General features: G+C 58.9%; 17 protein-coding genes, 2 rRNA genes and 2 pseudogenes (1 of these 21 only partly in view). 13 read left to right on the top strand and 8 right to left on the bottom strand.

Features of this window, described 5'->3' with window-relative positions; genetic code table 11:
- The 5 genes from EL257_RS22730 to EL257_RS22710 form a co-directional block, all read left to right on the top strand.
- Positions 1-1,726 (top strand): 23S ribosomal RNA (locus tag EL257_RS22730) (it extends 1,168 nt beyond the left edge of the window).
- A 162-nt stretch (positions 1,727-1,888) separates the two neighbouring features.
- Positions 1,889-2,004: ribosomal RNA gene (gene rrf / locus EL257_RS22725) — 5S ribosomal RNA — on the top strand.
- A gap of 148 nt (positions 2,005-2,152) precedes the next feature.
- Entirely contained in the window at positions 2,153-2,812 is a 660-nt protein-coding gene (locus EL257_RS22720) for a paraquat-inducible protein A (RefSeq protein ID WP_126366409.1), read from the top strand.
- Entirely contained in the window at positions 2,799-3,422 is a 624-nt protein-coding gene (locus EL257_RS22715; RefSeq protein ID WP_126366407.1) for a paraquat-inducible protein A, read from the top strand. Before EL257_RS22720 ends, EL257_RS22715 begins: the two co-directional genes overlap by 14 nt.
- A complete protein-coding gene (locus tag EL257_RS22710) occupies positions 3,415-5,718 on the top strand; it encodes an intermembrane transport protein PqiB (RefSeq protein WP_126366405.1) in 2,304 nt (767 codons plus the stop codon). Before EL257_RS22715 ends, EL257_RS22710 begins: the two co-directional genes overlap by 8 nt.
- Before the next feature lie 223 nt (positions 5,719-5,941).
- Here EL257_RS22710 and mksF read toward each other — a convergent pair whose 3' ends face one another.
- The 3 genes from mksF to mksB are packed head-to-tail and all read right to left on the bottom strand — an operon-like array spanning position 5,942 to position 10,747.
- Positions 5,942-8,782, bottom strand: a complete 2,841-nt coding sequence (gene mksF, locus EL257_RS22705) for an Mks condensin complex protein MksF (RefSeq protein ID WP_126366403.1) — start codon at positions 8,780-8,782, stop codon at positions 5,942-5,944.
- Positions 8,779-9,477 (bottom strand): Mks condensin complex protein MksE, encoded by a 699-nt coding sequence (mksE, locus tag EL257_RS22700; protein WP_126366401.1) that lies wholly within the window; start codon positions 9,475-9,477, stop codon positions 8,779-8,781. The genes mksF and mksE overlap by 4 nt, the downstream gene beginning before the upstream one ends.
- Entirely contained in the window at positions 9,467-10,747 is a 1,281-nt protein-coding gene (mksB, locus tag EL257_RS22695; RefSeq protein WP_172604515.1) for an Mks condensin complex protein MksB, read from the bottom strand. Before mksB ends, mksE begins: the two co-directional genes overlap by 11 nt.
- Before the next feature lie 256 nt (positions 10,748-11,003).
- Between mksB and EL257_RS22690 the strand changes: the two genes are divergently transcribed.
- Positions 11,004-11,750 (top strand): energy transducer TonB, encoded by a 747-nt coding sequence (locus EL257_RS22690; protein ID WP_126368238.1) that lies wholly within the window; start codon positions 11,004-11,006, stop codon positions 11,748-11,750.
- Entirely contained in the window at positions 11,743-12,195 is a 453-nt protein-coding gene (gene rimI / locus EL257_RS22685) for a ribosomal protein S18-alanine N-acetyltransferase (RefSeq protein WP_126366397.1), read from the top strand. Before EL257_RS22690 ends, rimI begins: the two co-directional genes overlap by 8 nt.
- Positions 12,196-12,317: 122 nt before the next feature.
- Here the strand turns inward: rimI and EL257_RS22680 are convergent, their stop codons facing one another.
- A complete protein-coding gene (locus EL257_RS22680; RefSeq protein WP_126366395.1) occupies positions 12,318-12,722 on the bottom strand; it encodes a serine kinase/phosphatase in 405 nt (134 codons plus the stop codon).
- Positions 12,723-12,861: 139 nt separating this feature from the next.
- Between EL257_RS22680 and can the strand changes: the two genes are divergently transcribed.
- The gene (can, locus tag EL257_RS22675) at positions 12,862-13,506 is read left to right on the top strand and encodes a carbonate dehydratase (RefSeq protein ID WP_126366393.1); all 645 of its coding nucleotides are present in this window, start codon (positions 12,862-12,864) and stop codon (positions 13,504-13,506) included.
- Positions 13,507-13,513: 7 nt separating this feature from the next.
- On the opposite strand, the gene EL257_RS22670 is transcribed toward can, so the two are convergent.
- The 3 genes from EL257_RS22670 to EL257_RS22660 all read right to left on the bottom strand — a co-directional run bounded on the left by EL257_RS22670 (position 13,514) and on the right by EL257_RS22660 (position 17,027).
- Positions 13,514-14,038 (bottom strand): lysine methyltransferase, encoded by a 525-nt coding sequence (locus EL257_RS22670; RefSeq protein ID WP_126366391.1) that lies wholly within the window; start codon positions 14,036-14,038, stop codon positions 13,514-13,516.
- A 170-nt stretch (positions 14,039-14,208) separates the two neighbouring features.
- On the bottom strand, positions 14,209-15,390 hold the full coding sequence (locus EL257_RS22665) for a hypothetical protein (RefSeq protein WP_126366389.1): 1,182 nt from the start codon (positions 15,388-15,390) through the stop codon (positions 14,209-14,211).
- A gap of 218 nt (positions 15,391-15,608) precedes the next feature.
- Positions 15,609-17,027 carry a short-chain fatty acid transporter gene (locus EL257_RS22660; protein WP_126366387.1) on the bottom strand — a complete coding sequence of 473 codons (1,419 nt, stop codon included), beginning with the start codon at positions 17,025-17,027 and terminating at the stop codon, positions 15,609-15,611.
- A 310-nt stretch (positions 17,028-17,337) separates the two neighbouring features.
- On the opposite strand from EL257_RS22660, the gene EL257_RS22655 reads away from it, so the two are divergent.
- The 5 genes and pseudogenes from EL257_RS22655 to EL257_RS22640 all read left to right on the top strand — a co-directional run bounded on the left by EL257_RS22655 (position 17,338) and on the right by EL257_RS22640 (position 21,548).
- Positions 17,338-18,651, top strand: a complete 1,314-nt coding sequence (locus tag EL257_RS22655; RefSeq protein WP_126366385.1) for an MFS transporter — start codon at positions 17,338-17,340, stop codon at positions 18,649-18,651.
- 114 nt (positions 18,652-18,765) lie between these two features.
- A pseudogene (locus tag EL257_RS28540) lies at positions 18,766-19,494 on the top strand (PAS domain-containing protein); the annotation flags it as partial.
- Positions 19,474-20,082 (top strand): methyl-accepting chemotaxis protein, encoded by a 609-nt coding sequence (locus EL257_RS28535; RefSeq protein WP_419866634.1) that lies wholly within the window; start codon positions 19,474-19,476, stop codon positions 20,080-20,082. The pseudogene EL257_RS28540 and the gene EL257_RS28535, both read left to right, overlap by 21 nt.
- A 160-nt stretch (positions 20,083-20,242) precedes the next feature.
- The gene (locus EL257_RS22645) at positions 20,243-20,842 is read left to right on the top strand and encodes a flavin reductase family protein (protein ID WP_126366381.1); all 600 of its coding nucleotides are present in this window, start codon (positions 20,243-20,245) and stop codon (positions 20,840-20,842) included.
- Between the two features lie 73 nt (positions 20,843-20,915).
- Positions 20,916-21,548, top strand: a complete 633-nt coding sequence (locus EL257_RS22640; protein WP_126366379.1) for a LysE family translocator — start codon at positions 20,916-20,918, stop codon at positions 21,546-21,548.
- A 10-nt stretch (positions 21,549-21,558) separates the two neighbouring features.
- On the opposite strand, the pseudogene EL257_RS22635 reads toward EL257_RS22640, so the two are convergent.
- A pseudogene (locus EL257_RS22635) lies at positions 21,559-21,931 on the bottom strand (helix-turn-helix domain-containing protein).
- Positions 21,932-21,975: the final 44 nt, after the last annotated feature.

The raw sequence follows: 21,975 nt of genomic DNA, 5'->3' as shown, positions 1-21,975 counted from the left end.
GTGATGCGGTAGAGGAGCGTTCTGTAAGCCTGTGAAGGTGAGTTGAGAAGCTTGCTGGAGGTATCAGAAGTGCGAATGCTGACATGAGTAACGACAATGGGTGTGAAAAACACCCACGCCGAAAGACCAAGGTTTCCTGCGCAACGTTAATCGACGCAGGGTTAGTCGGTCCCTAAGGCGAGGCTGAAAAGCGTAGTCGATGGAAAACAGGTTAATATTCCTGTACTTCTGGTTATTGCGATGGAGGGACGGAGAAGGCTAGGCCAGCTTGGCGTTGGTTGTCCAAGTTTAAGGTGGTAGGCTGAGATCTTAGGTAAATCCGGGATCTTAAGGCCGAGAGCTGATGACGAGTTACCCTTTGGGTGACGAAGTGGTTGATGCCATGCTTCCAAGAAAAGCTTCTAAGCTTCAGGTAACCAGGAACCGTACCCCAAACCGACACAGGTGGTTGGGTAGAGAATACCAAGGCGCTTGAGAGAACTCGGGTGAAGGAACTAGGCAAAATGGCACCGTAACTTCGGGAGAAGGTGCGCCGGTGAGGGTGAAGGACTTGCTCCGTAAGCTCATGCCGGTCGAAGATACCAGGCCGCTGCGACTGTTTATTAAAAACACAGCACTCTGCAAACACGAAAGTGGACGTATAGGGTGTGACGCCTGCCCGGTGCCGGAAGGTTAATTGATGGGGTTAGCTAACGCGAAGCTCTTGATCGAAGCCCCGGTAAACGGCGGCCGTAACTATAACGGTCCTAAGGTAGCGAAATTCCTTGTCGGGTAAGTTCCGACCTGCACGAATGGCGTAACGATGGCGGCGCTGTCTCCACCCGAGACTCAGTGAAATTGAAATCGCTGTGAAGATGCAGTGTATCCGCGGCTAGACGGAAAGACCCCGTGAACCTTTACTATAGCTTTGCACTGGACTTTGAATTTGCTTGTGTAGGATAGGTGGGAGGCTTTGAAGCGTGGACGCCAGTTCGCGTGGAGCCATCCTTGAAATACCACCCTGGCAACTTTGAGGTTCTAACTCAGGTCCGTTATCCGGATCGAGGACAGTGTATGGTGGGTAGTTTGACTGGGGCGGTCTCCTCCTAAAGAGTAACGGAGGAGTACGAAGGTGCGCTCAGACCGGTCGGAAATCGGTCGTAGAGTATAAAGGCAAAAGCGCGCTTGACTGCGAGACAGACACGTCGAGCAGGTACGAAAGTAGGTCTTAGTGATCCGGTGGTTCTGTATGGAAGGGCCATCGCTCAACGGATAAAAGGTACTCCGGGGATAACAGGCTGATACCGCCCAAGAGTTCATATCGACGGCGGTGTTTGGCACCTCGATGTCGGCTCATCACATCCTGGGGCTGAAGCCGGTCCCAAGGGTATGGCTGTTCGCCATTTAAAGTGGTACGCGAGCTGGGTTTAGAACGTCGTGAGACAGTTCGGTCCCTATCTGCCGTGGACGTTTGAGATTTGAGAGGGGCTGCTCCTAGTACGAGAGGACCGGAGTGGACGAACCTCTGGTGTTCCGGTTGTCACGCCAGTGGCATTGCCGGGTAGCTATGTTCGGGAAAGATAACCGCTGAAAGCATCTAAGCGGGAAACTTGCCTCAAGATGAGATCTCACTGGAACCTTGAGTTCCCTGAAGGGCCGTCGAAGACTACGACGTTGATAGGTTGGGTGTGTAAGCGCTGTGAGGCGTTGAGCTAACCAATACTAATTGCCCGTGAGGCTTGACCATATAACACCCAAGCAATTTGCGTCGGCTCTGTAAACCAGAGCAACCAGATTGCGGTGTGTGAAGACGAAACGAACCGAAAGTTCGAAACGCACAAACACCTAGCTGTCACATACCCGATTTGCTGAAGCGAGGCCAGCTGGCCACGGTTCGGTACCCGAATTTCTTGACGACCATAGAGCGTTGGAACCACCTGATCCCATCCCGAACTCAGCAGTGAAACGATGCATCGCCGATGGTAGTGTGGGGTTTCCCCATGTGAGAGTAGGTCATCGTCAAGATTAAATTCCGAAACCCCAATTGCGAAAGCAGTTGGGGTTTTGTTTTGCCTGCGAGAAAGTTTTTACTCGCCGCGACGAACAAATTTGAACAGTTATTTTCCAAGCGGAACACTAGAATAGCCCTATCTTTTTCGGAGCCAGAGCCTGTATGTCAGAATCGGTTGACGCCCCCGGGCTGTCAGATTTACCGCTGGAAGACTTGATAGCCTGTCACGAGTGCGACCTGCTGATGCGCAAGCCGGCACTTGCCCATGGCGAGAAGGCCCTCTGTCCGCGCTGCGGTTACGAGTTGTATGCGCATCGCCATAACGTGGTGCAGCGCAGTCTCGCCTTGGTCATTGCTGCGTTATTACTTTACGTACCGGCAAACTTTTTACCCATCATGCAACTCAATATCCTCGGACAAACTTCGCAGGATACGGTCTGGAGCGGCGTCGTAGGTCTGTTCAATACCGACATGCAGGGAGTGTCGATTGTCGTCTTCCTCTGCAGCATGGCTATACCGTTAATCAAATTACTGTGCCAGTTGTTCGTGCTACTGACGATTCGCTTCAATCTCGGTCGCAGTTACGGCTTGCTGCTCTACCGTATCTACCATCACCTCAGAGACTGGGGAATGCTCGAGGTTTACCTCATGGGCGTCCTCGTCGCGATCGTGAAACTGGCGGATATGGCAGCGATCACCGTCGGCCTGGGGCTGGGATGTTTCATCGGCTTGTTATTGGTACAAGTCTGGCTGGAAGTGGTGATGTCACCGCATCAGATCTGGCAGGCATTATCAGGAGAGGATGCCCATGCGGGCGATTGATGCGGGCATTCTGGTATGCACCGAATGTCATGAATTGAACAGGCAGGAACCTGACGTCGATGAGCAGTGCTGCACCCGTTGCGGCGCGCAGGTTCACACTCGCCGTCCGAACAGCCTGACCCGGACCTGGGCGCTGTTGATCACTGCGGCAATCATCTACATCCCGGCCAATGTCTTGCCGATCATGACGGTCAGTTCTCTGGGCCAGGGTGAACCGAGCACCATCATGTCCGGCGTCATTGAGCTGGTGCAGCACGGCATGATCCCGATTGCCGCGGTGGTGTTCATCGCCAGTATTCTCGTGCCCACTTTCAAACTGGTCGGCATCGCGCTGCTGTTGTTTTCGGTGCAGCGACATCAGCCGTTGTCGGCACGTCAGCGTATCTGGATGTACCGCTTCATCGAGTTCATTGGCCGCTGGTCGATGCTCGATATTTTTGTGATCGCCATTCTCGTGGCGGTCGTCAACTTCGGCCGGATTGCCAGTGTCGAAGCCAATCTTGGCGCCATCGCCTTCGCCACAGTGGTGATTCTGACGATGCTCGCCGCAGTAACTTTCGATCCCCGACTGATTTGGGATAACACGGAGTCGGACGACGACCATGACTGATTTGCCCGTAGCGAAAACCCGACCGGCTTCGAACTGGTCTGCCATCTGGGTGTTGCCTCTGATCGCACTGATCATCGGCGGCTGGCTGGGCTGGCGTGCCTGGTCCGAAACCGGCATCGAAATTCAGGTACGTTTCGAAAGTGGCGAAGGCATCCAGGCCAACAAGACTGAAGTCGTCTACAAAGGCATGTCGGTCGGTAAGGTCAAAACGCTGAAGCTCGATGATGAAGGCAACTCCAAAGGAGTCATCGCCACCATCGAGATGAACAAGGACGTCGAGCAATACCTCAAGACCAGCACGCGCTTCTGGCTGGTCAAACCGAGCGTGACCCTTGCCGGCATCACGGGTCTGGAAACGTTGGTGTCAGGTAACTACGTGGCCATCAGCCCCGGTGAAGGCGAGCCCGTTCGCAAGTTCAAGGCGCTGGCCGAAGAGCCGCCGCTGTCCGACGCCAAACCCGGTTTGCATCTGACCATCAAAGCGGATCGGCTCGGTTCGCTGAATCGCGGCAGCCCGGTGTTCTACAAGCAGATCAAAGTTGGCCAAGTCAAAAGCTACCTGCTTTCGGAAGACCAAAGCACGGTCGAACTGAAAGTCTTCATCGAGCCGACCTACGCCAAACTGGTGCGCAAACACACGCGTTTCTGGAATGCCAGCGGCATCAGCATCGACGCCAACCTGTCCGGCGTCAAAGTCCGTAGTGAATCACTGGCCAGCATCGTCGCCGGCGGTATTGCCTTCGCGACGCCGGAGAATCGCAAGGACAGCCCGGCCACCGATCCGAGCCTGCCGTTCCGTCTTTATGAAGACTTCGACGCGGCCGCTGCCGGGATCCGCGTCAAAGTCAAACTCAGTGACTTCGAAGGACTGCAGGCCGGGCGGACACCCGTCATGTACAAAGGCATTCAGGTCGGCAACCTGAAGGCGTTGAAGGTCGATCCGGATTTGAACAGCGCCACCGCCGAGCTGACACTCGATCCATTGGCAGAAGACTATCTGGTCGACGGCACGCAATTCTGGGTGGTCAAACCGTCGATCTCCCTGGCCGGGATCACCGGGCTGGAAGCCTTGGTGAAGGGTAACTACATCGCCGTGCGTCCCGGCGATAAAGGCGCGGCACCGAAACGCGAGTTCGAAGCCCGACCCAAAGCGCCGCCGCTGGATCTGCGTTCGCCGGGGCTGCATCTGGTGCTGTTCACTGATGCCCTCGGCTCGATAGAAGTCGGCAGCCCGATTTTGTACAAGCAGGTCAAGGTTGGCTCGGTGCAGAGCTATCAGTTTTCGAGAACCCGCAAGCAAGTGGTCATCGGCGTGCACATCGAGAAAGAATACGAAAACCTGGTCAATGCCTCGACGCGCTTCTGGAATGTCAGCGGCATCACCCTGACCGGGGGCCTGACGGGCGGGATCCAGGTGAAGAGCGAATCGCTGCAAACTCTGATGGCCGGCGGCATTGCCTTCGAAACTCCGCAAACCAATGCGCCGTTGAAAAAACGTATCCCGCGTTTCCGTTTGTTCGCCGATCACGACGAGGCCAACAAGAAAGGCACGTTGGTGACCATCAAGGTCGATCGCGCCGACGGTTTGAGCAGCGGCACGCCGGTGCGCTTCAAGGGGCTGGATGTCGGCAAGATCGAGAGCGTTGATCTGACGGACGATATGCAAGCGGTCATCCTCACTGCGCGTATTACGGAAGTGCCGGAGAAGATTGCGCGCGTCGGCAGCCAGTTCTGGGTGGTCAAACCGGAGCTTGGCCTGATCAAGACGGAAAACCTCGAAACCCTGGTCACGGGTAAATATATTGAGGTCCAGCCGCCGGCAAAAAATCTGGGGCCACAAAGCAAGTTTGTCGCCTTGGCGCAAGCGCCCGAAGTCAGCAAGCAGGAAGCCGGTTTGAGTCTGGTGTTGAGTGCTGAACGTCGCGGTTCGCTGAAGCCTGGCGTGCCGGTGACGTATCGGGAAATTGCCGTGGGTAAGGTCACCGGATATGAATTGGGTCAGACGGCCGACCGGGTGTTGGTGCACATCCTGATCGAGCCGAAATACGCGCCGCTGGTGCGCAGCGGCAGCCGCTTCTGGAACACCAGTGGTGTGGGTTTCGATTACGGCTTGTTCAAAGGTGTCACGGTGCGAACCGAGTCGCTGGAAACGCTGATTCAGGGCGGCATCGCATTCGCAACGCCGGACGGCGAGCGCATGGGCAGCCCGGCGCGGGCGGAGCAGACGTTCCCGTTGTTCGACAAGTTTGAGGATGAGTGGCTGACTTGGGCGCCGAAGATTTCGCTCGGTAAGTAACCTCGCGGCGCCTACAAAGACGCCATCGCTGGCAAGCCAGCTCCCACAGTGGTAGGTGGTGTGCACAAAATATGTGTATGACGCACAAACCTGTGGGAGCTGCGGTGCGACGATTCGACTTGCCAGCGATAGGACCGGCAAATTCAACACAACTTCCAAGCCAAAAAAAGGGCCGCGATCCCATCGGATCGCGGCCCTTTGTATTTCCTTCAGCTAAAGCCGATCAAACCGCATCCAGCTCCGGCTCGTCCGCTTCAACATTCAACGTTGCCTTCACCACATCATGGCGACGGATGTACTTCCAGTCCGCCTCATCGATGTAGATGCCCGCCGGTCCGCTGCCACCCTCCAGGTCGATGGCGACACTGGCGCAGACCTGCGGCTTCACGCTCGCCAGAATCGGCACAAAGCCCAGCTGCAGGCTGGTTTCCAGCAACGCTGCCTGGTTCTTCTCGTCGATGTCCGCTGCCTCGTCGAGGTAGTACGGCAGACGCACGCGCCCGGCAAGGTCGCGGTCCATCAAGTGCAGCAACAAGTACATGTTGGTCAGCGCCTTGATGGTCATGGTGGTGCCGTTGGACGCCGCACCGTCGATATCGGTGTGGATCACTGGCTGACCATTGACCTTGGTGATTTCGAAGGCCAATTCGAACAGATCCTTAAGCCCGAGCTGGTTGTGGTTTGCCGCCACCAGCCGCGCCAGATATTCCTTGGCCTCTTCGTTCTTGTTGTCCTGCTCGGCGCTCTGGCTCAGATCGAACACCGACAGGGTTTCGCCTTCCTCGTACTGGCCGGCGCTGTGGATAATCTGGTCGATGTGCTTGAGCGCTTCCTTGTTCGGCGCAAGGACGATGCGGAAGCTCTGCAGGTTGGAAACCTGACGCTTGTTGATCTCGCGGTTGAACAGCGCCAGTTGATGCTCAAGGCTGTCGTAGTCGCTGCGGATATTGCGCAGGGTGCGGGCGATGTCGGTAACCGCCGCGCGACGGGCCTTGCCCAAGGTCAGCGCTTCATCTGTGCGGTGCGCGTAAGCGTTGATCAGCAATGACAGACGGCGTTCCATGTCGTCTTCGCTATCGAACTTGGCCACGCCTTTGAGGCGCACCTGCGCGTACAGCGCTTCGATCTGGCCGTCGGCACGCAGCAGACCCTGCCAGCTGTCCTGATAATCGTTGAGCAGCGGCAGCAGGTTGTCCATCGAGTCGTCGACCGGGTCCATGAACGGCGTGCCGAACGGCAGATCTGCCGGCAGCAACTGACGGCGGCGCAGGGCGTCGTCGAGAGTGCGTTGCTTGGCTTCCATATCGGCGATCTGGCGGCCGACCAGTTGCAGCTTGGCGGAGAGTTGCTGCACCCGCTCGGTGAAGGCATCGCTGGAACGCTTGAGTTCGTCCTGTGCGGCTTCCATTTGCGCCAGTTGCTCGAGCTTGTCGCCTTCTTCGGCGCTCAGCGTCTGGGTGCGGCGGAAGTCTTCCAGCGCTTTCTGCGCGTCCAGTACTTGCTGGTACAGCGCTTCAGTCTGGGTCTTGCTCGCGGCACGGTCGGAGGCCACGGCTTGCTGGGTTTTCAGCTGCTTGAGCTCTTTTTCCAGACGCTCTTTCTGGTCACGCAGCGCGGCGCGGTCGGCCAGTGCTTGCAGCGCCGGCGGCTCGATGTGCGAAATATCAATCGACAGGCCCGGCACTTCGAAGCGCTCGCCCTTGAAGCCATCAAGAATCAGCTCAACCGATTTCACCCACTGGCCGTCTTCGTCGAGGGTGATGCCGTGCTCGCCCAGCGGCAGACTGAACAGCGCGCTGTTGAACAAGCGCATCAGGCGCTCGACGTCCTGCTGGGAGAACTCTTCGCGCAGACGCGCATAACTATTGTTGTCGGCATGATCGAGCTGCTGCTTCACCGACTTCAGGCGTTTTTCCAGTTCGCGCAGTCGCTCTTCGAGATCCTCAGCGCTGAACTGACGCGACTGTGCCAAGGCCCCAGCCAGTTCATCGTGAGCATCCTTGGCCGCGAGCAATTGTTGCTCGAGAACTTTCACGTCATCGACCAGCGCGAAGCGATTCTTCAACACCGACAGTTCGCCGAGCCAACGCTGGATGCCGGAGATTTCACGTTCCAGACGCATCAGTTCCTGAGTGCCGCCGCGCTGATCGTTTTGCAGATCGTCCTGCTCGCGACGGTAGTGCTCGGCCTGAATCGTCAGCTCTTCCTTGCGCGCGCTGGCGTAGTCCGACCAGGTGCCGAGCAAGGAATCGAGCAGCGGCGACAGGCGATGCAGTTTGCCGCGCAGCACGTCACGCTGTTTCACGCCGTTGGCCAAGGCTTCGACCAGCGGGCCGGCAGCCACCAGCGAGTTGTAGTCCTGCTCCATGCGTCGCACGTCGCGGAAGGCTTCTTCGCACGCGGCGATGTAATCGACGCTGCCCGAACGCAGGCTGTGTTCGAACGCATCAAGGAACAGTTGCTTGAGCTTGGCCGCGGTGATTTCGCGCATGTGCAGCAGGTTGATGAACAACGCGCGGAAGGTCTTCAGGCTCTGCTCGCTGGTGGAACGCAGCGGGATCAGCGTCAGGTCGAGCGGGATCGAAGTGTGACCGCCGACGAGCAAGCGACGCAGTTCATCAGGCTTGAGTTCGTAAGCTTTCAGGCCTTCTTTTTCAAGATTGCTGAATAGCTCTTTCTGACGCAGGCAGGTGTCGTTTTTCTGGTAGTGGGTCAGATCGAGCTTGCCGGCGTAGGCAAAGAATTGGTGACCGAAACCACCGCCCGGGCCACGACCGACCACGCCGATTACGTGCGGACCGTGGGGCAGATTGACTTCGACGAGGATGTAGCTGGTGTCGGAGGCGAAGTAGAAGCGCCGCGATTGTTCGAGGCTGTATTTGCCGAAACTCATGTCCGACATGCGCGCCAGAATCGGAAACTGCAAAGCGTTGATCGACGCCGATTTACCCAGGTTGTTCGCGCCATAAACCGACAACGGTTCTTCCAGCGGGAACAGGCCGAGGCTGTAACCGGCGGTGTTCAAAAGGGCAAAGCGGCGGATGCCGTAGCGTTCCTGGCTCATGCATCGGACTCCTGTTCTTCGGCAATGGCGCGGGCCAGTGCGTCTTCTTCGCTTTCTTCAAACTCACTGAGATCGAGCGGATCGTCGGTGGCGAGGAATTTCGCTTCGGCTTCTTCGTCGATCAGCACCGGTGCCGGCAATGGCAGAACGCTGTGCACGCTGGCCGCCAGGTCGCGGTCTTGTTGCACCGACAGGCAAACATCGAGGAAACGGTGCATCGGCGGCAGGAAGCGATACACGCCGTTTTCTTCGCCGGCGAAACCGAGCTGGGTCATGCGGCGCATGATCTTTTCTTCAAGTTCTTCGACGGTTTGCACTTCGGCCTGAATGAACAGGTCGCGGTATTTGTCCAGCAGCGACGGCAACTCTTCGCGGCCCAGACTGCCGCCATCGAGCACGGCGATCGGGTCGCGGCCCTGATCGGCCAGATGCTCGACGAGGATGAAGGTGAACAGCGCCAGACGCTGGGCGGTCTTGTTCACCGCAGCAGCGGCCATGTCCGGCACGAAGTAGTAGAAACCACGGGTGTCGCAGACCAGTTCAAAACCCAGCGCCTTGAACAGCGTGCGGTATTGATCCTGAAAGTTCGACAGTTGTGCGTACAGCTCCGGGTCGCGGCGGCTGACGTGGTAACCCTTGAACAGCTCGCGGAAGATTGGCGCGAGTTGCGACAGTTCGGAAAGATCAAGATGCATTGGGGATGCTCGCAGAATTCTCGGAGGCAGAGTCGCTGGCCGAGAGCAGGGCGAAGGAGCGCAGGCTGACCTGGTGCTCGTGAGTGTGGTATTCGCGGCGTTCCAGACGCTCGCGCTTGAAGCGTTTTTCCCGCGAGAGGCGCGAGAACCAGTACAGCAATTCGTCGGTGGCGCCGTCCGGTTCCTGTTCGAGCAGCCAGGTCATCAGATCCGGCATCGGCAGAGCTTCTTCGCAGCGATCGACCATTTCGCGCACGGTGCGCGGCGCCCGTGGCGCATCGCCAGTCTTGTGCGTCTTGTGGGCCTTGGGGAAGCGCGCCGGTTTCGGCTCGAAACGCGCCAGGGCATAGACATAGGCTTCGACCTGACTGGCGCTGCCAAGGAAAGTGCTTTGCGGGCGGGTGAACAGCGGCATCGCGGCCTGCGGCACAGCATCGATGCCCTTACGCCGAATCGCCGCCAGCGCCAGTGCGGCGCCACGGGTCACGGCGTTATGCCGGCGCGCTTCTTCGCGCAGCGGCAGTAACAGTTCGCGGGCATGGCGCAGGGTCAGTTGGGCGCTGGTCTGCATTTCGAGGATGCGCGCGTGCGTGCGCAGGAGCATGTCGTCATCGACCAGATGGCCGAGGCGCTGTTGTTCGCTGAGCATTTTCAGCAACACGGTTTCGACCTTGCGCACGCCTTGTTCGAACGCGCCGTCGGCGTTGACCAGATCGATCATCGGCTCGACGTATTCATCCCAGGTCGCCAGCACTTCGGCGTAACGCTGACGCAGCGGAATCTGCCGGTCGCTGGTCTTGGCACGTTCGGCGACCGCCACCAGTGCCTGTTCGTCATTGTCGAGTTTCTTCAGCACGTCGCGCACGCGCATGTCGAGCAAGCGCAACTGGCGGGCGAGGTCGTGACCATCGCGAACGTCGAACGCGTCCTGAATGTAGCCGGCCAGACGTTCGAGGTGGCGCAGGTAGGCTTCGATTTCCAGGCACAGGCCGAGGCGGTGCTCACGGCGCAGGTAAGCGAGAAAGTCGTGAATCTGCGCGTTCAGCTCGAAACGGTTCGGGCTTTTTGCCACCGGAACCAGAATGTCGAGGCGAATCCACACGTCAAGCAGGCTGGTGATGTCCTGCGGCGTGCTGTCCAGTTGTTGGGCGGCCAGTTGCGTGCGCAGTTCGTTGAGGCTCAATGTGCCTTGGTCGAAATGCTCACACAGCGGCTCTAGCAATGCCCAGTGTTCAGCGAGGGCGCGCAAGACGCGCTTGGGTTCGATCATCGGAATGCCCGGCTGGTTGGCAATGAAAAGCGGCGATTGTACTGCATCAGGAAGGATGCGATTCAATCGCGGGACGGACTGTCGCTGTTTCTGATCGGAAGAGGCTTTGTGTAGCGTGCCAAAAGGGCGGTTGGTCAATCTATCGATCAACAACGGGCGATCTTGAGCGAAGGGCGTTAGAATCAGCGCACTTCAGTTATCCACAAGTGGCCGACCCTTGCTAATCGAGTCCCGCCGCCGCGCCTATTTGAACGCCATGCAGGTGGTCAACTGGCTGCCGCGCACAGAATTGCCTTTCGCCGCGCCGTCGCGGCCAGAGCTGCTGGATCCGCCCGAGCCCGAGGCCGAAGCGCCGGTATTGCTTGCGCCGCAGGCCGAAGCGTCAGTGCAGCCTGCTGCTCGTCCCGCCGAACGGCCGAAAATCGACGTGCCGCGTCCCTCGCTGGCCAGTACCCGTACCGGTGCGAAACCGGTGGAAGCGGTCGACGACGCACCGGTTGTCGCCAAAGCTGCCCCTGTGCCGCCACCACGTTTCGCCTTGCAATTGCTGCGCGCCGGGCGTTGCCTGTTGCTGGTCGAGTTACCCACCGGTGAGGCGTTTCAGAGTCGTGATCCGGCCTATCTGTTGCTCAAGGACATGCTGCGCGCCGCCGGTCTGCCGGATGCGCCGCAGATCGTCGGCGAGCCGGTGCGCTGGCCGTGGCTCAATCGCGGCACCATGGATCAGGGCCCGGACGCGGCGCGGGATTTCGTCCAGGGTTTTCTTTCCTTGCAAATGGAAGCTGCGCCCTGCGCTTGCCTGTGGCTGATTGGCCTGCCGGCGGTGCGTTTTGCCGGCGAAGCGGACGCCGAAGCGTTCAATCGTGAATTGCAGATCGAAGGTCTGGGCCTGGCCTGGGCCATTCCCGGTCTGGAATTGTTAATGGAGGAGCCGCAGCGCAAAGCCGCTGTGTGGCAAGCCATGCGTCGGCTGATGGCGCGCTGGAAAGAATCGAATGAGTGACGCTGTAACCTTCCGCCCGATGACCGAGGCGGATCTGGACGCTGTGCTGAAGATCGAATACGCCGCGTACAGTCATCCGTGGACCCGCGGGATTTTTCTCGATGGCCTGGGCAAGTACCAGATCTGGCTGATGTTCGAGGGGCAGCAACAGGTGGGTCACGGGGTGGTGCAGATCATTCTTGATGAGGCGCATCTGCTGAACATCACCGTCAAGCCGGAAAGCCAGGGCCGCGGGCTGGGCCTGACATTGCTCGAGCACCTGATGTCGCGGGCATATGCGGCTGAGGCGCGGGAGTGTTTTCTCGAAGTGCGCGACAGCAATGCGGCGGCATTCCGTTTGTATGAGCGATACGGTTTCAACGAGATTGGCCGGCGTCGGGACTATTATCCGGCGGTGGGTGGGCGCGAAGACGCCGTGGTCATGGCCTGCACCCTGGTCGACTGAACCCCCTGTAGGAGCTGCCGAAGGCTGCGATCTTTTGATCTTGTTTTTGTGAGATTCAAAGCAAGATCAAAAGATCGCAGCCTTCGGCAGCTCCTACAAGGAGCGAGTTTCAAATCAGCGGATCATCGCTTGCCATTCAGCGGATCCAGATCCGCGAGTTCCGCCTCATCGAGGCCGTCACCGCCGCCAATGTCATTTTCCCCGACCACGCTCAAATCCCAATCCGCCTGATCGCCATCGCCAACTTCCTCGGCATCACGCGCGCCATCTTCGCGAATCAAAGTCTCTGGGCTCAGGTCATCGTCAGTAGGTTGGTGATCATCAACCGAAGCCCCGGTCATGCCCGCCTCACGCACCCGCTCCGCTGGCATCAGTTGCTCACGTTCACGCTCGGGCAGCTCATCACCGATCTTCGCGCTTGGCTCGTCTTCGTCGAAATCCAGCTCGTGCACCGAGCCCATGCGGTCTTCGTTATCATCGATGGGTTCCGGTTGCACCGCATCATAAGGGCGTCGTGAATCATTCATGGCAATTCCTCGTACTGTGGGCCTTACTAGGTGGACTCACCGGGCGCGCGAGAATTCCAACTGAAACACTTTGGCTGGCAGCGTGACCCCGACCGGCGGTTGTCTGTCATACCAGCGCATCTTTCTTGAGGCCTTAAACATGCACGATCTACAAGACCTGATTGATAATAACGAGCGTTGGGCTGACGCGATTACCAAGGAAGACCCGGATTTCTTCGCCAAACTGGCGCGCCAGCAGACTCCGGAATACCTGTGGATCGGCTGTTCGGACGCACGCGTGCCGGCCAACGAAATCGTCGGCATGCTGCCGGGCGATCTGTTCGTCCATCGCAACGTTGCCAACGTGGTGCTGCACACTGACCTCAATTGCCTGTCAGTGATCCAGTACGCGGTGGATGTGCTGAAAGTCAAACACATTCTTGTCACTGGCCACTATGGCTGCGGCGGCGTACGTGCGTCGATGCAGGATCGTCAGTTCGGCCTCATCGACGGCTGGCTGCGTTCGATCCGCGATCTGTATTACGAGAAACGCGAAGAGCTGGCGAAATTGCCGACCGAAGAAGAGCAGGTCGACCGGATGTGCGAGCTCAACGTGATCCAGCAAGTGGCCAACGTCGCGCACACCAGCATTGTTCAGAACGCCTGGCATCGCGGACAGAGCCTGTCGATCCACGGCTGCATCTACGGCATCAAGGACGGTCGCTGGAAGAGCCTGAACACGACCATCAGTGGCTTCGAGCAGTTGCCGCCACAATATCGCTTGCGTCCAGTGGGTGCGCTGTAAAAGCGGCTTAACGATGCCTCGAGTGGCGCCAGTGCTGCAAAAAGCACTGGCCTTCGATGTTGGCGGCTTCGTCGTATCCGGTGATCCAGCCTCGGCAGCGCGGTGAACCACAATGGCAGGCGAACTGGCGAAGCAGTTTTGCTTCGGTGGCGGCGTAATCCATGGTCAACCGGTCGCTGCCGTTGATATCTTTCAACGCCCACAACCATAACTCGCTGAGATCCAGAAAGACGTTGGGATCACAGGAGTGCTCGAGCAGCCCGCAAAACCGTGGGTCATAGATGTGAATACCGGGTTGCAGTTGCCGTGTCTGCCGACAGCGATAGGGCAGTAACTGTCCGGAAACCCGGCACATGCGCGTGATGCGCGAAAATTCTCGTCGTGCCTCGATAGCCGTCGCGACGCCTTGCTCATCGACAATGATTCGGAAGTCGCCAATCGACGGGAAACCGAGGCGAACGGGCAACCCTGCGAACGGGTAAATCCCTTCGGTATCGCGGGCCGGGTGTTGGCTATAAGCCTGATTGTTCATAACGTTCCTTCGTTCTGGTGATGCCTCCGGAAGGTCGCACATGATTTGGATGTGCGGATTGGATCCAAGCGTCTCTTATTTGAAACAAACGGTCTACTGTCAGATCTGACAGGCGACATAGACCATTGCCCGCGTCAGCCTTCGCTGACGCGGTCCTCACGCATCGACGGTTACAGGTGCGGTGCTGCAATCGTAGCGGCGGGTAACGGCGCTTTGAGTTGTTGCAGTTGTGTCTTGATCGACGCACTCGCGCACTTGGCGGCCGCTTGCTCCGGGCTCAGCTCGCGGATCGAGGTGTAAAACAATTCGCAAGTTTTAACCTTCTGCGTGACTTGCCAGGTCTGCGTGCAGTGATTGAGCGTTGTCTGTGCGTCGCTGCCCGGTTTGCTGCCCATCCCGGCCTGCCAGCAAGCGGCGCTCAAATCCTGCCCCATGACCTTCAGACCGGCTGCATCGGCTTTGGCCAGATCGCCGTCGTAACTTTGCGGGTCGGCCGCATACCAGATATAGCTGGGGTGATTGGAGCCGAGTACCGGCACCTTCACGCCTTCACTTGGACTGATCGTCGCCAGGCCCAGCACGTTCACGGTCGGACCGTATTGCTGTTTGATCCAGTTACGCACGGGCGCACCAAACGCAACCATCGGCAAAGCGGCGCCGCCGGGATTCTGGCTGATGTGTTTGACCATGCTGGTCTGGTAATCCTTGAAGTAGGCGTAGACGCCTTCCAGATCCTTGCCGGCGCTGGACGGCGCGGCAATCGGCGCGATGTCGACGATGGTCTGATACGCCGGGGTTTGCTCGGCCGGAATGCCATTCTCGGTCAGCAGTGCGGCCCAGCGATCAGTGGTGTTCGAACGTAAATAGTCCTGCGCCTGGGTCAGCGAATAATCGGGCGGAAAATGCAACAGCTCGACGCTTTTACGGTTTTCCAGCGCCATGCCCAGTGGCAGAAACAGATACCAGCTGTAGGCCCATTTCCCATCAGCGTTGAGTTGAGAGGCGCCGGTATATGCCAGATCACCGGCGTCGAGCAACGCCGACAACGGCTTGCCATAACCATCAGGCACACCGGTAATCTCGGCGTGGATCTCGCCGTTGTCGGTTTTCACCAGCACCTTCACATCGGTATAGCCGTCGCGTTGTACGCTTTGACTCAAGTAGTGGGCGACAGTCTGCTCCAGCGTCCAGTTGCGGAAGCAGATAACGCTGCAATTGTTGGGATAGGCGAAGAGGCGGCCGATGCGTTCGGTGCTGCCCAGTTTCAAGGCGACATCGGCGTGGACGGTGGCGCTCAATGTCAGCGCGGCGAGGGTGAGTGCGGTGCGAGAAAGTCCGGTGAGATTAAACATGCTCAGATCCTTTTCAGCGTGGGCCCCGCGAGTCAGGGGCGCTTCATAGTGGATCAGCGCTGTTTGACAGAAAAGCCATCATCCGCGGATTGTTGCGCTATGCCATTGGGCGAGTAGTTGGGCCTGACGTGGAAGGCAGGCCCGACGGGCAATAGAAGTGTGAGCCAGCAGGCTGGCTCACACAGGGCATTCGTGCCCATTTATAGTCCTTGGCTACGTCACGGCATCACCGGCGGCGTATGTGCCAATGTCGTCCCCAGCGCCCACAGCAACAGCAGCACCAGCGGCGTGTGCACCAGCAATTGCACGAACGAGAAGCCGATCAGGTCGCGTGCCTTCAGGCCGAGCACGCCGAGCAGCGGCAGCATGTAGAACGGGTTGATCAGGTTCGGCAGCGCTTCGGCGGCGTTGTAGATTTGCACCGCCCAGCCGAGGTGGTATTGCAGATCATTGGCGACTTGCATCACGTACGGCGCTTCGATGATCCATTTGCCGCCGCCGGACGGAATGAAGAAACCGAGTATCGCCGAGTACACGCCCATCAGCAGCGCGTAGGTGTCATGCGAAGCGATGCTGACGAAGAACGTCGAGATGTGATGCGCCAGGGTTTGCGCATCAGCGCCTTTGACTGTGGTCATCAGCGCGGCGATCGAGCCGTACAGTGGGAATTGGATCAATACGCCGGTGGTGGTCGGCACCGCGCGAGCCACGGCGTCGAGAAAGCTGCGCGGGCGCCAGTGCAACAGCGCACCGAGCATGATGAACAGGAAGTTATACGTGTTCAGGCCGGAAATTGCGGTGATCGCCGGTTTGGTCGAAAACTCGTGGAACAGCCATCCCGCCGCCAGCAGTACCAGCACAATGATCAGCAACGGGCTGTGTTCCAGCCATTCGCCGGGACGGGTGCGCGGTTGCAGCGGCGGCAGATTGAACGCCGGGTCGATACCGCAGGCCTTGGCGTCGCGTGCCGAGTTCGGGCCGGGCGCAGTGGCGTAAGCGATGATGATCGAGATCACGATCAGTGCCAGCAGCATCACGCCAGATTGCCAGAGGAAAATCGTTTCGGTGAACGGGATCACCCCGGTGATCGACAGGATCGATGGCGGTAGGCTGGCGGGGTTGGCCTGCAACTGCGCAGCCGAGGAAGACAGACCCAACGCCCACACCGCGCCGAGGCCCAGATACGCCGCTGCTCCGGCGGCGCGATAATCCATTTTCAGATCGGTGCGGCGGGCGAGGGCGCGCACCAGCAAACCGCCGAACACCAGCGACAGGCCCCAGTTGAGCAGCGAGGCGACCATCGAGATCAGCGCCACCCAGGCTACAGCGGAGCGGCCGTTCTTCGGGATCCGTGCCAGTTTGTCGATCAGTTTGACCGCAGGTGGTGAGCTGGCGACGACGTAGCCGCCGATCACCACAAAGGCCATCTGCATGGTGAACGGGATCAGGCTCCAGAAGCCGTCACCGAACGCCATCGCCGCAGCGCTGGGTTTGGCGCCCATGGCCAACGTGGCCAACGCGACGATGATCACGGCCAACGCAGCGAACACCCAGGAATCGGGAAACCAGCGTTCGGCAAAATTTGAACAGCGCAGGGCAAAGCGCGCAGAGCGGCTATCTTCGATATCAACGGCCACGTGATGTACCTCGGATTCTTATGGTTATTTTGATATTGCTGCGAACCACACACCCCTTGTAGGAGTGAGCCTGCTCGCGATAGGGCCGTTACGTTCAACACATCAGTGTCTGAAAGGACGCCATCGCGAGCAGGCTCACTCCTACAGGGTACGGTTTCGGCCTGTATACAGGCACCCACAGTAAATCAAGCGTCGCCCTTTTGTTGAGCAGGTTTTCGCAAAACGGGACTATGGTCTAACGGGTTGTCGATTCGCCCATTTGCGTAGACCATGGGCGCCTTGGTTTTTGCCGATTCCTGAGTTCTTTGTCATGACTGCCAACTCCACAGCCCGACCGGCGCCGTTCAGCCGCGCCGACTACAAGACCCTTGGCCTCGCGGCGCTCGGCGGGGCGCTGGAGATCTACGATTTCATCATCTTCGTGTTCTTCGCGCTGACCCTCAGCCAGCTGTTCTTCCCGCCGGAAATGCCCGAATGGCTGCGGCTGCTGCAGAGCTTCGGGATTTTCGTCACCGGTTATCTGGCGCGGCCGCTGGGCGGGATTCTGATGGCGCATTTCGCTGATCGCCTGGGCCGTAAAAAGGTTTTCAGCCTGAGCATCCTGATGATGGCGCTGCCGTGCCTGCTCATCGGGATCATGCCGACCTATGCGCAAATCGGCTATTTCGCGCCATTGCTGTTGCTGGCGCTGCGCATTCTTCAAGGCGCGGCGGTGGGCGGTGAAGTGCCGAGTGCCTGGGTCTTCGTCGCCGAGCATGCGCCGACCGGCCATCGCGGTTACGCCCTCGGATTTTTGCAGGCCGGTCTGACCTTCGGTTACCTGATCGGCGCCCTGACCGCGACGTTTCTCGCGCAGGTGTTCACTCCGTCCGAGATTCTCGATTACGCCTGGCGCTATCCATTCCTGTTGGGCGGCGTGTTCGGCGTGGTCGGTGTTTATCTGCGGCGCTGGCTCAGCGAAACCCCGGTGTTCATGGCCATGGAAGCGCAGCGTGAGGCGCGGGTCGAATTGCCGTTGCGCACGGTGCTGCGCGAACATCGCCTGGCGATGTTGCCGGCCATGCTGCTGACATGCGTGCTGACCTCGGCGGTGGTGGTGTTCGTGGTCATCACGCCAACGATGATGCAGAAAACCTTCGGCATGACCGCCAGCCACACTTTCGGGCTCAGTGCCTTGGGCATCGTTTTCCTCAATCTTGGCTGCGTGATTGCCGGGCTGCTGGTCGATCGCATTGGCGCCTGGCGCACGGTCATGCTCTACAGCCTGTTGCTGCCGCTGGGCATCGGCGTGTTGTATGGCTGTCTGATCATGGGCGGCCAGTGGATCGGCATTGCCTATGCGGTGGCCGGTCTGGCGTGCGGGGTCGTCGGTGCAGTGCCATCGGTGATGGTGGGGCTGTTCCCGGCGCGTATTCGTGTGTCAGGCATTTCCTTCACTTACAACATTGCCTACGCCGCATGGGCAAGTATCACACCGCTGTTGTTGATTGGTCTGATGCCGTGGAGCCCATGGATCTGCGTGATGTTCTGCGCGGTGATGGGCGCAGTGGGAATTCTGACCGCGGCTTATTTCGGCGCGCGCCTGCCGCGCACTGGGCCCTGTCAAGCGGCCGGCGCTGCCTGACGCGCCAGCGCAGAACTATTTTCGACTGACGGGTATCGAGCTCTCTTCAGAAAAACCCCTCAAGGCCGATGGCTAGGTTGTATCCGCTTACTACCCTGCCATCGGTGCTTTCCCATGTTCAATAAACGCTTGAAGCAAGAGCTGGCCGCTCTCCGTGAAGAACTCTCCAGCCTTGTACAAGTGAAGGAAAGCCTGGAAAGCGAGATGCTCGCGTTGACCCTCGAACCGGACGGGCGCATTCGCTCGGTCAACCAGAACTTCCTCAAAGAAATGTTCTACAACAGCCAGGACCTGGTCGGCCGGGCAATCGAAGACATCGTACCGACCCACGTCAAGACCGACGAATTCCACCAGCGCTTCAAGAGCTCGATGAGTCGAGGCGAACATTTCGCCGGTGTTGTGCGTCTGCTGCGCGGCAATGGTGGCGAGGCGTGGCTGCGTTCGATCGTGCAACCGGTCCGCGCTTCCGATGGCCGCGTCAGACACATTTCGGTCTACGCCAGCGACCTGACCCGCACCATCGAAGCCTCCCGCGAGCATGAAAACCTGATCGGTGCGCTGGTGCGCTCCACGGCAGTGATCGAGTTCGATCTCAACGGCAACGTGCTCACCGCCAATGACCGTTTCCTCAACGGTATGGGTTACAGCCTCGCGCAAATCAAGGGTAAACATCACCGTACGTTCTGCACGCCGGAGGAATACAACAGCGCCGACTATCAAAACTTCTGGCGTCGCTTGAACAGTGGTGAATTCGTCGCTGCCCGTTTCAAGCGGGTCGATAGCCATGGGCGTACGGTCTGGCTGGAGGCGTCCTACAATCCGGTGGTCGATGCCAACGACAAACTCTACAAAGTGGTGAAGTTCGCCACGGTGATTACCGATCAGGTCGATCGCGAGCAAGCAGTTGCGGAGGCGGCCAGTATCGCTTACAGCACCTCGCAACAAACCGACAGCACCGCCCAACGGGGCACGACCGTGGTCACCGAAGCCGTGAATGTGATGCGTGATTTGTCGCGTCATATGCAAGCGGCCGGAGAAGGCATCGAAGCGCTGAATGAACAGTCGCTGGTCATCGGCACCATCGTCAAAACCATCAGCGGTATTGCCGAACAGACCAACCTGCTGGCGCTTAACGCCGCGATCGAGGCTGCCCGTGCCGGCGAGCAAGGGCGCGGTTTTGCGGTGGTCGCGGACGAAGTGCGGCAACTGGCCTCGCGCACCAGCCAGGCGACGGATGAAATCGTCGGCGTGGTGCGGCAGAACCAGGAAATGGCGCGCAACGCCGTCGCGCTGATGACCGACGGCAAGCTTCAGGCGGAACAGGGTCTGGCGCTGGCGGCGGAGGCGGGGACGGTGATCGTTGAAATCCAGGATGGTGCGCAAAAAGTCGTGGATGCGGTGGGCCAGTTTGCCAATCAACTATCCCACTGATCGACATCGATCAACTGTGGGAGCGAGCCTGCTCGCGAAGGCGATTCAACATTAATGTTGGCTGACACGCCGCTTTCGCGAGCAGGCTCGCTTCCACAGGTTCTGTGATTCTCCAGTGGCAGCGCTACAATCGGCTCCTTTTCTTGCGGAGCAGATTCCCATGAGCGACTCCCACCGCCGTCCGGTGCCCCTGAACAAAGCCTATCGCCTGCTCAACCACGGGCCGACCGTGCTGGTCAGCGCCGCTCACGACGGCCAGCGCAACATCATGGCCGCCGCCTGGGCCATGCCGGTGGATTTCGAGCCGCCGAAAGTCGCCGTCGTCCTCGATAAATCTACTTGGACCCGCCAGTTGCTCGAAGCCTCCGGCACCTTCGTGCTGAACGTGCCGTGCGTCAATCAGGCCGATATCGTGCAAACCGTCGGCAACACCTCCGGCCTGGAAATCACCCGCAACCAAGGTCACGACAAGTTCCAGGCGTACGACCTGCACACCTTCGCCGGCGAACAGGTTGAAGCGCCGCTGCTGGAGGGCTGTGTCGCCTGGCTCGAATGCCGCCTGCTGCCGGAGCCGCGCAATCACGAGCAATACGACCTGTTCCTCGCCGAAGTCATCGCCGCCCAAGCCGACGAGCGTGTGTTCAGCGATGGGCGTTGGCATTTCGAAGGGCAGGATGGTTTGCGCACGCTGCATCACGTTGCGGGCGGGCATTTCCTGAAGATTGGGGATGGGGTGGATGGCAAGACGTTGGCGGTTTAAACGACGTTGATGGAAAACCGTCAGCGGATGTAGCAAGGTAGAGGCTTCATTCCACAGCTCAGGCGCAACGCTCATGGACGTTTCTGTTGCCGGTTATCTTGCCCCGTTGCTGTCGCTGGCGCTGTTGTGGACAGTGGCGGTGGTCACGCCCGGGCCAAATTTCTTCAACATCGCGCAACTAGCGGCCAGTCACTCGCGCCGACATGGCGTGGTGGCTGCGCTGGGCGTGGCCACCGGCACGGTGCTGTGGGGCCTTGCCGGCGGCTTGGGAATCAAGACGCTGTTCAGCGCCGCGCCGACCCTCTATCTGGGCTTCAAGATTGCCGGCGGTTGCTACCTGATTTATATGGGGCTGAAGCAATTCAAGCGCAAGGCTACGGTTGCCCCCGGTACACCGGCTGCGCCCCGGCAGACTTATTCCGGCGTCTACGCTCGCGGTTTCCTCGGCAATATGACCAACCCGAAATCGGCACTCTTTGTCGCCACCATCTTCGCCACCGCCATGCCGCCCCACGTACCGCCGCTCCTGCTGGCGCTGGCCGTGCTGACCATGGCCACGCTGTCGTTCAGCTGGTATTGCAGCGTCGCCCTGTTCTTCGCCAGCCGCCGGGTTGCCGGTGTCTACGAGCGGTCACGCCAGTGGCTGGATCGATTGGCAGGTGGGTGCTATTTGTTGTTTGGGGTGCATTTAGTGGCGAATCGCTGAGCCTCCAGCCTCAACAGTGTTTCATCGGTTTGATCAGGCTTTCCGCAGGAATCCCAAATAACTCGTGAAGCTTCCAGATCATTGGCAAGGTCAGTGCTCGCTTGCCGTTCAATACCTCATAGACCCTGTTCATTCGACCGATAGCCGGAGCCAGATCAGCAGCCGACAGGCCTGATTGTTCCATCCAGAATTTGATGGCATCGATCGGATTCGGCAGATCCAGCGGAAAGTTCTTGGCTTCGTAGGCCTCAATGAGCGTGATCATGATCTCGAAGTAGTCACCTTCAGGGGTCCCCGGTTCTGGCTCGTTGTCGAAGAGCGCAGATATATTTTTAAGCGCCGCTCGGTAGTCTTCCTCGTTATGAATAGGGGCGTATGTTCATGGGTTACTCCATTTCGACGGTATCGTGTCGATCACATCGTACTG

Source organism: Pseudomonas fluorescens, from assembly GCF_900636825.1.
Taxonomy (GTDB): domain Bacteria; phylum Pseudomonadota; class Gammaproteobacteria; order Pseudomonadales; family Pseudomonadaceae; genus Aquipseudomonas; species Aquipseudomonas fluorescens_BG.
Note: the sequence above shows the minus strand (reverse complement) of the source record. Positions and strands in the feature narration are given on the sequence as shown.

What these genes read in the sequence shown, in the direction of transcription:
- EL257_RS22720 (WP_126366409.1), top strand. Translation starts at nt 2,153, where the DNA reads ATGTCAGAATCGGTTGACGCCCCCGGGCTGTCAGATTTACCGCTGGAA.
- EL257_RS22715 (WP_126366407.1), top strand. Translation starts at nt 2,799, where the DNA reads ATGCGGGCGATTGATGCGGGCATTCTGGTATGCACCGAATGTCATGAA.
- EL257_RS22710 (WP_126366405.1), top strand. Translation starts at nt 3,415, where the DNA reads ATGACTGATTTGCCCGTAGCGAAAACCCGACCGGCTTCGAACTGGTCT.
- mksF (WP_126366403.1), bottom strand. Translation starts at nt 8,782, where the DNA reads ATGAGCCAGGAACGCTACGGCATCCGCCGCTTTGCCCTTTTGAACACC.
- mksE (WP_126366401.1), bottom strand. Translation starts at nt 9,477, where the DNA reads ATGCATCTTGATCTTTCCGAACTGTCGCAACTCGCGCCAATCTTCCGC.
- mksB (WP_172604515.1), bottom strand. Translation starts at nt 10,747, where the DNA reads ATGATCGAACCCAAGCGCGTCTTGCGCGCCCTCGCTGAACACTGGGCA.
- EL257_RS22690 (WP_126368238.1), top strand. Translation starts at nt 11,004, where the DNA reads ATGCAGGTGGTCAACTGGCTGCCGCGCACAGAATTGCCTTTCGCCGCG.
- rimI (WP_126366397.1), top strand. Translation starts at nt 11,743, where the DNA reads ATGAGTGACGCTGTAACCTTCCGCCCGATGACCGAGGCGGATCTGGAC.
- EL257_RS22680 (WP_126366395.1), bottom strand. Translation starts at nt 12,722, where the DNA reads ATGAATGATTCACGACGCCCTTATGATGCGGTGCAACCGGAACCCATC.
- can (WP_126366393.1), top strand. Translation starts at nt 12,862, where the DNA reads ATGCACGATCTACAAGACCTGATTGATAATAACGAGCGTTGGGCTGAC.
- EL257_RS22670 (WP_126366391.1), bottom strand. Translation starts at nt 14,038, where the DNA reads ATGAACAATCAGGCTTATAGCCAACACCCGGCCCGCGATACCGAAGGG.
- EL257_RS22665 (WP_126366389.1), bottom strand. Translation starts at nt 15,390, where the DNA reads ATGTTTAATCTCACCGGACTTTCTCGCACCGCACTCACCCTCGCCGCG.
- EL257_RS22655 (WP_126366385.1), top strand. Translation starts at nt 17,338, where the DNA reads ATGACTGCCAACTCCACAGCCCGACCGGCGCCGTTCAGCCGCGCCGAC.
- EL257_RS22645 (WP_126366381.1), top strand. Translation starts at nt 20,243, where the DNA reads ATGAGCGACTCCCACCGCCGTCCGGTGCCCCTGAACAAAGCCTATCGC.
- EL257_RS22640 (WP_126366379.1), top strand. Translation starts at nt 20,916, where the DNA reads ATGGACGTTTCTGTTGCCGGTTATCTTGCCCCGTTGCTGTCGCTGGCG.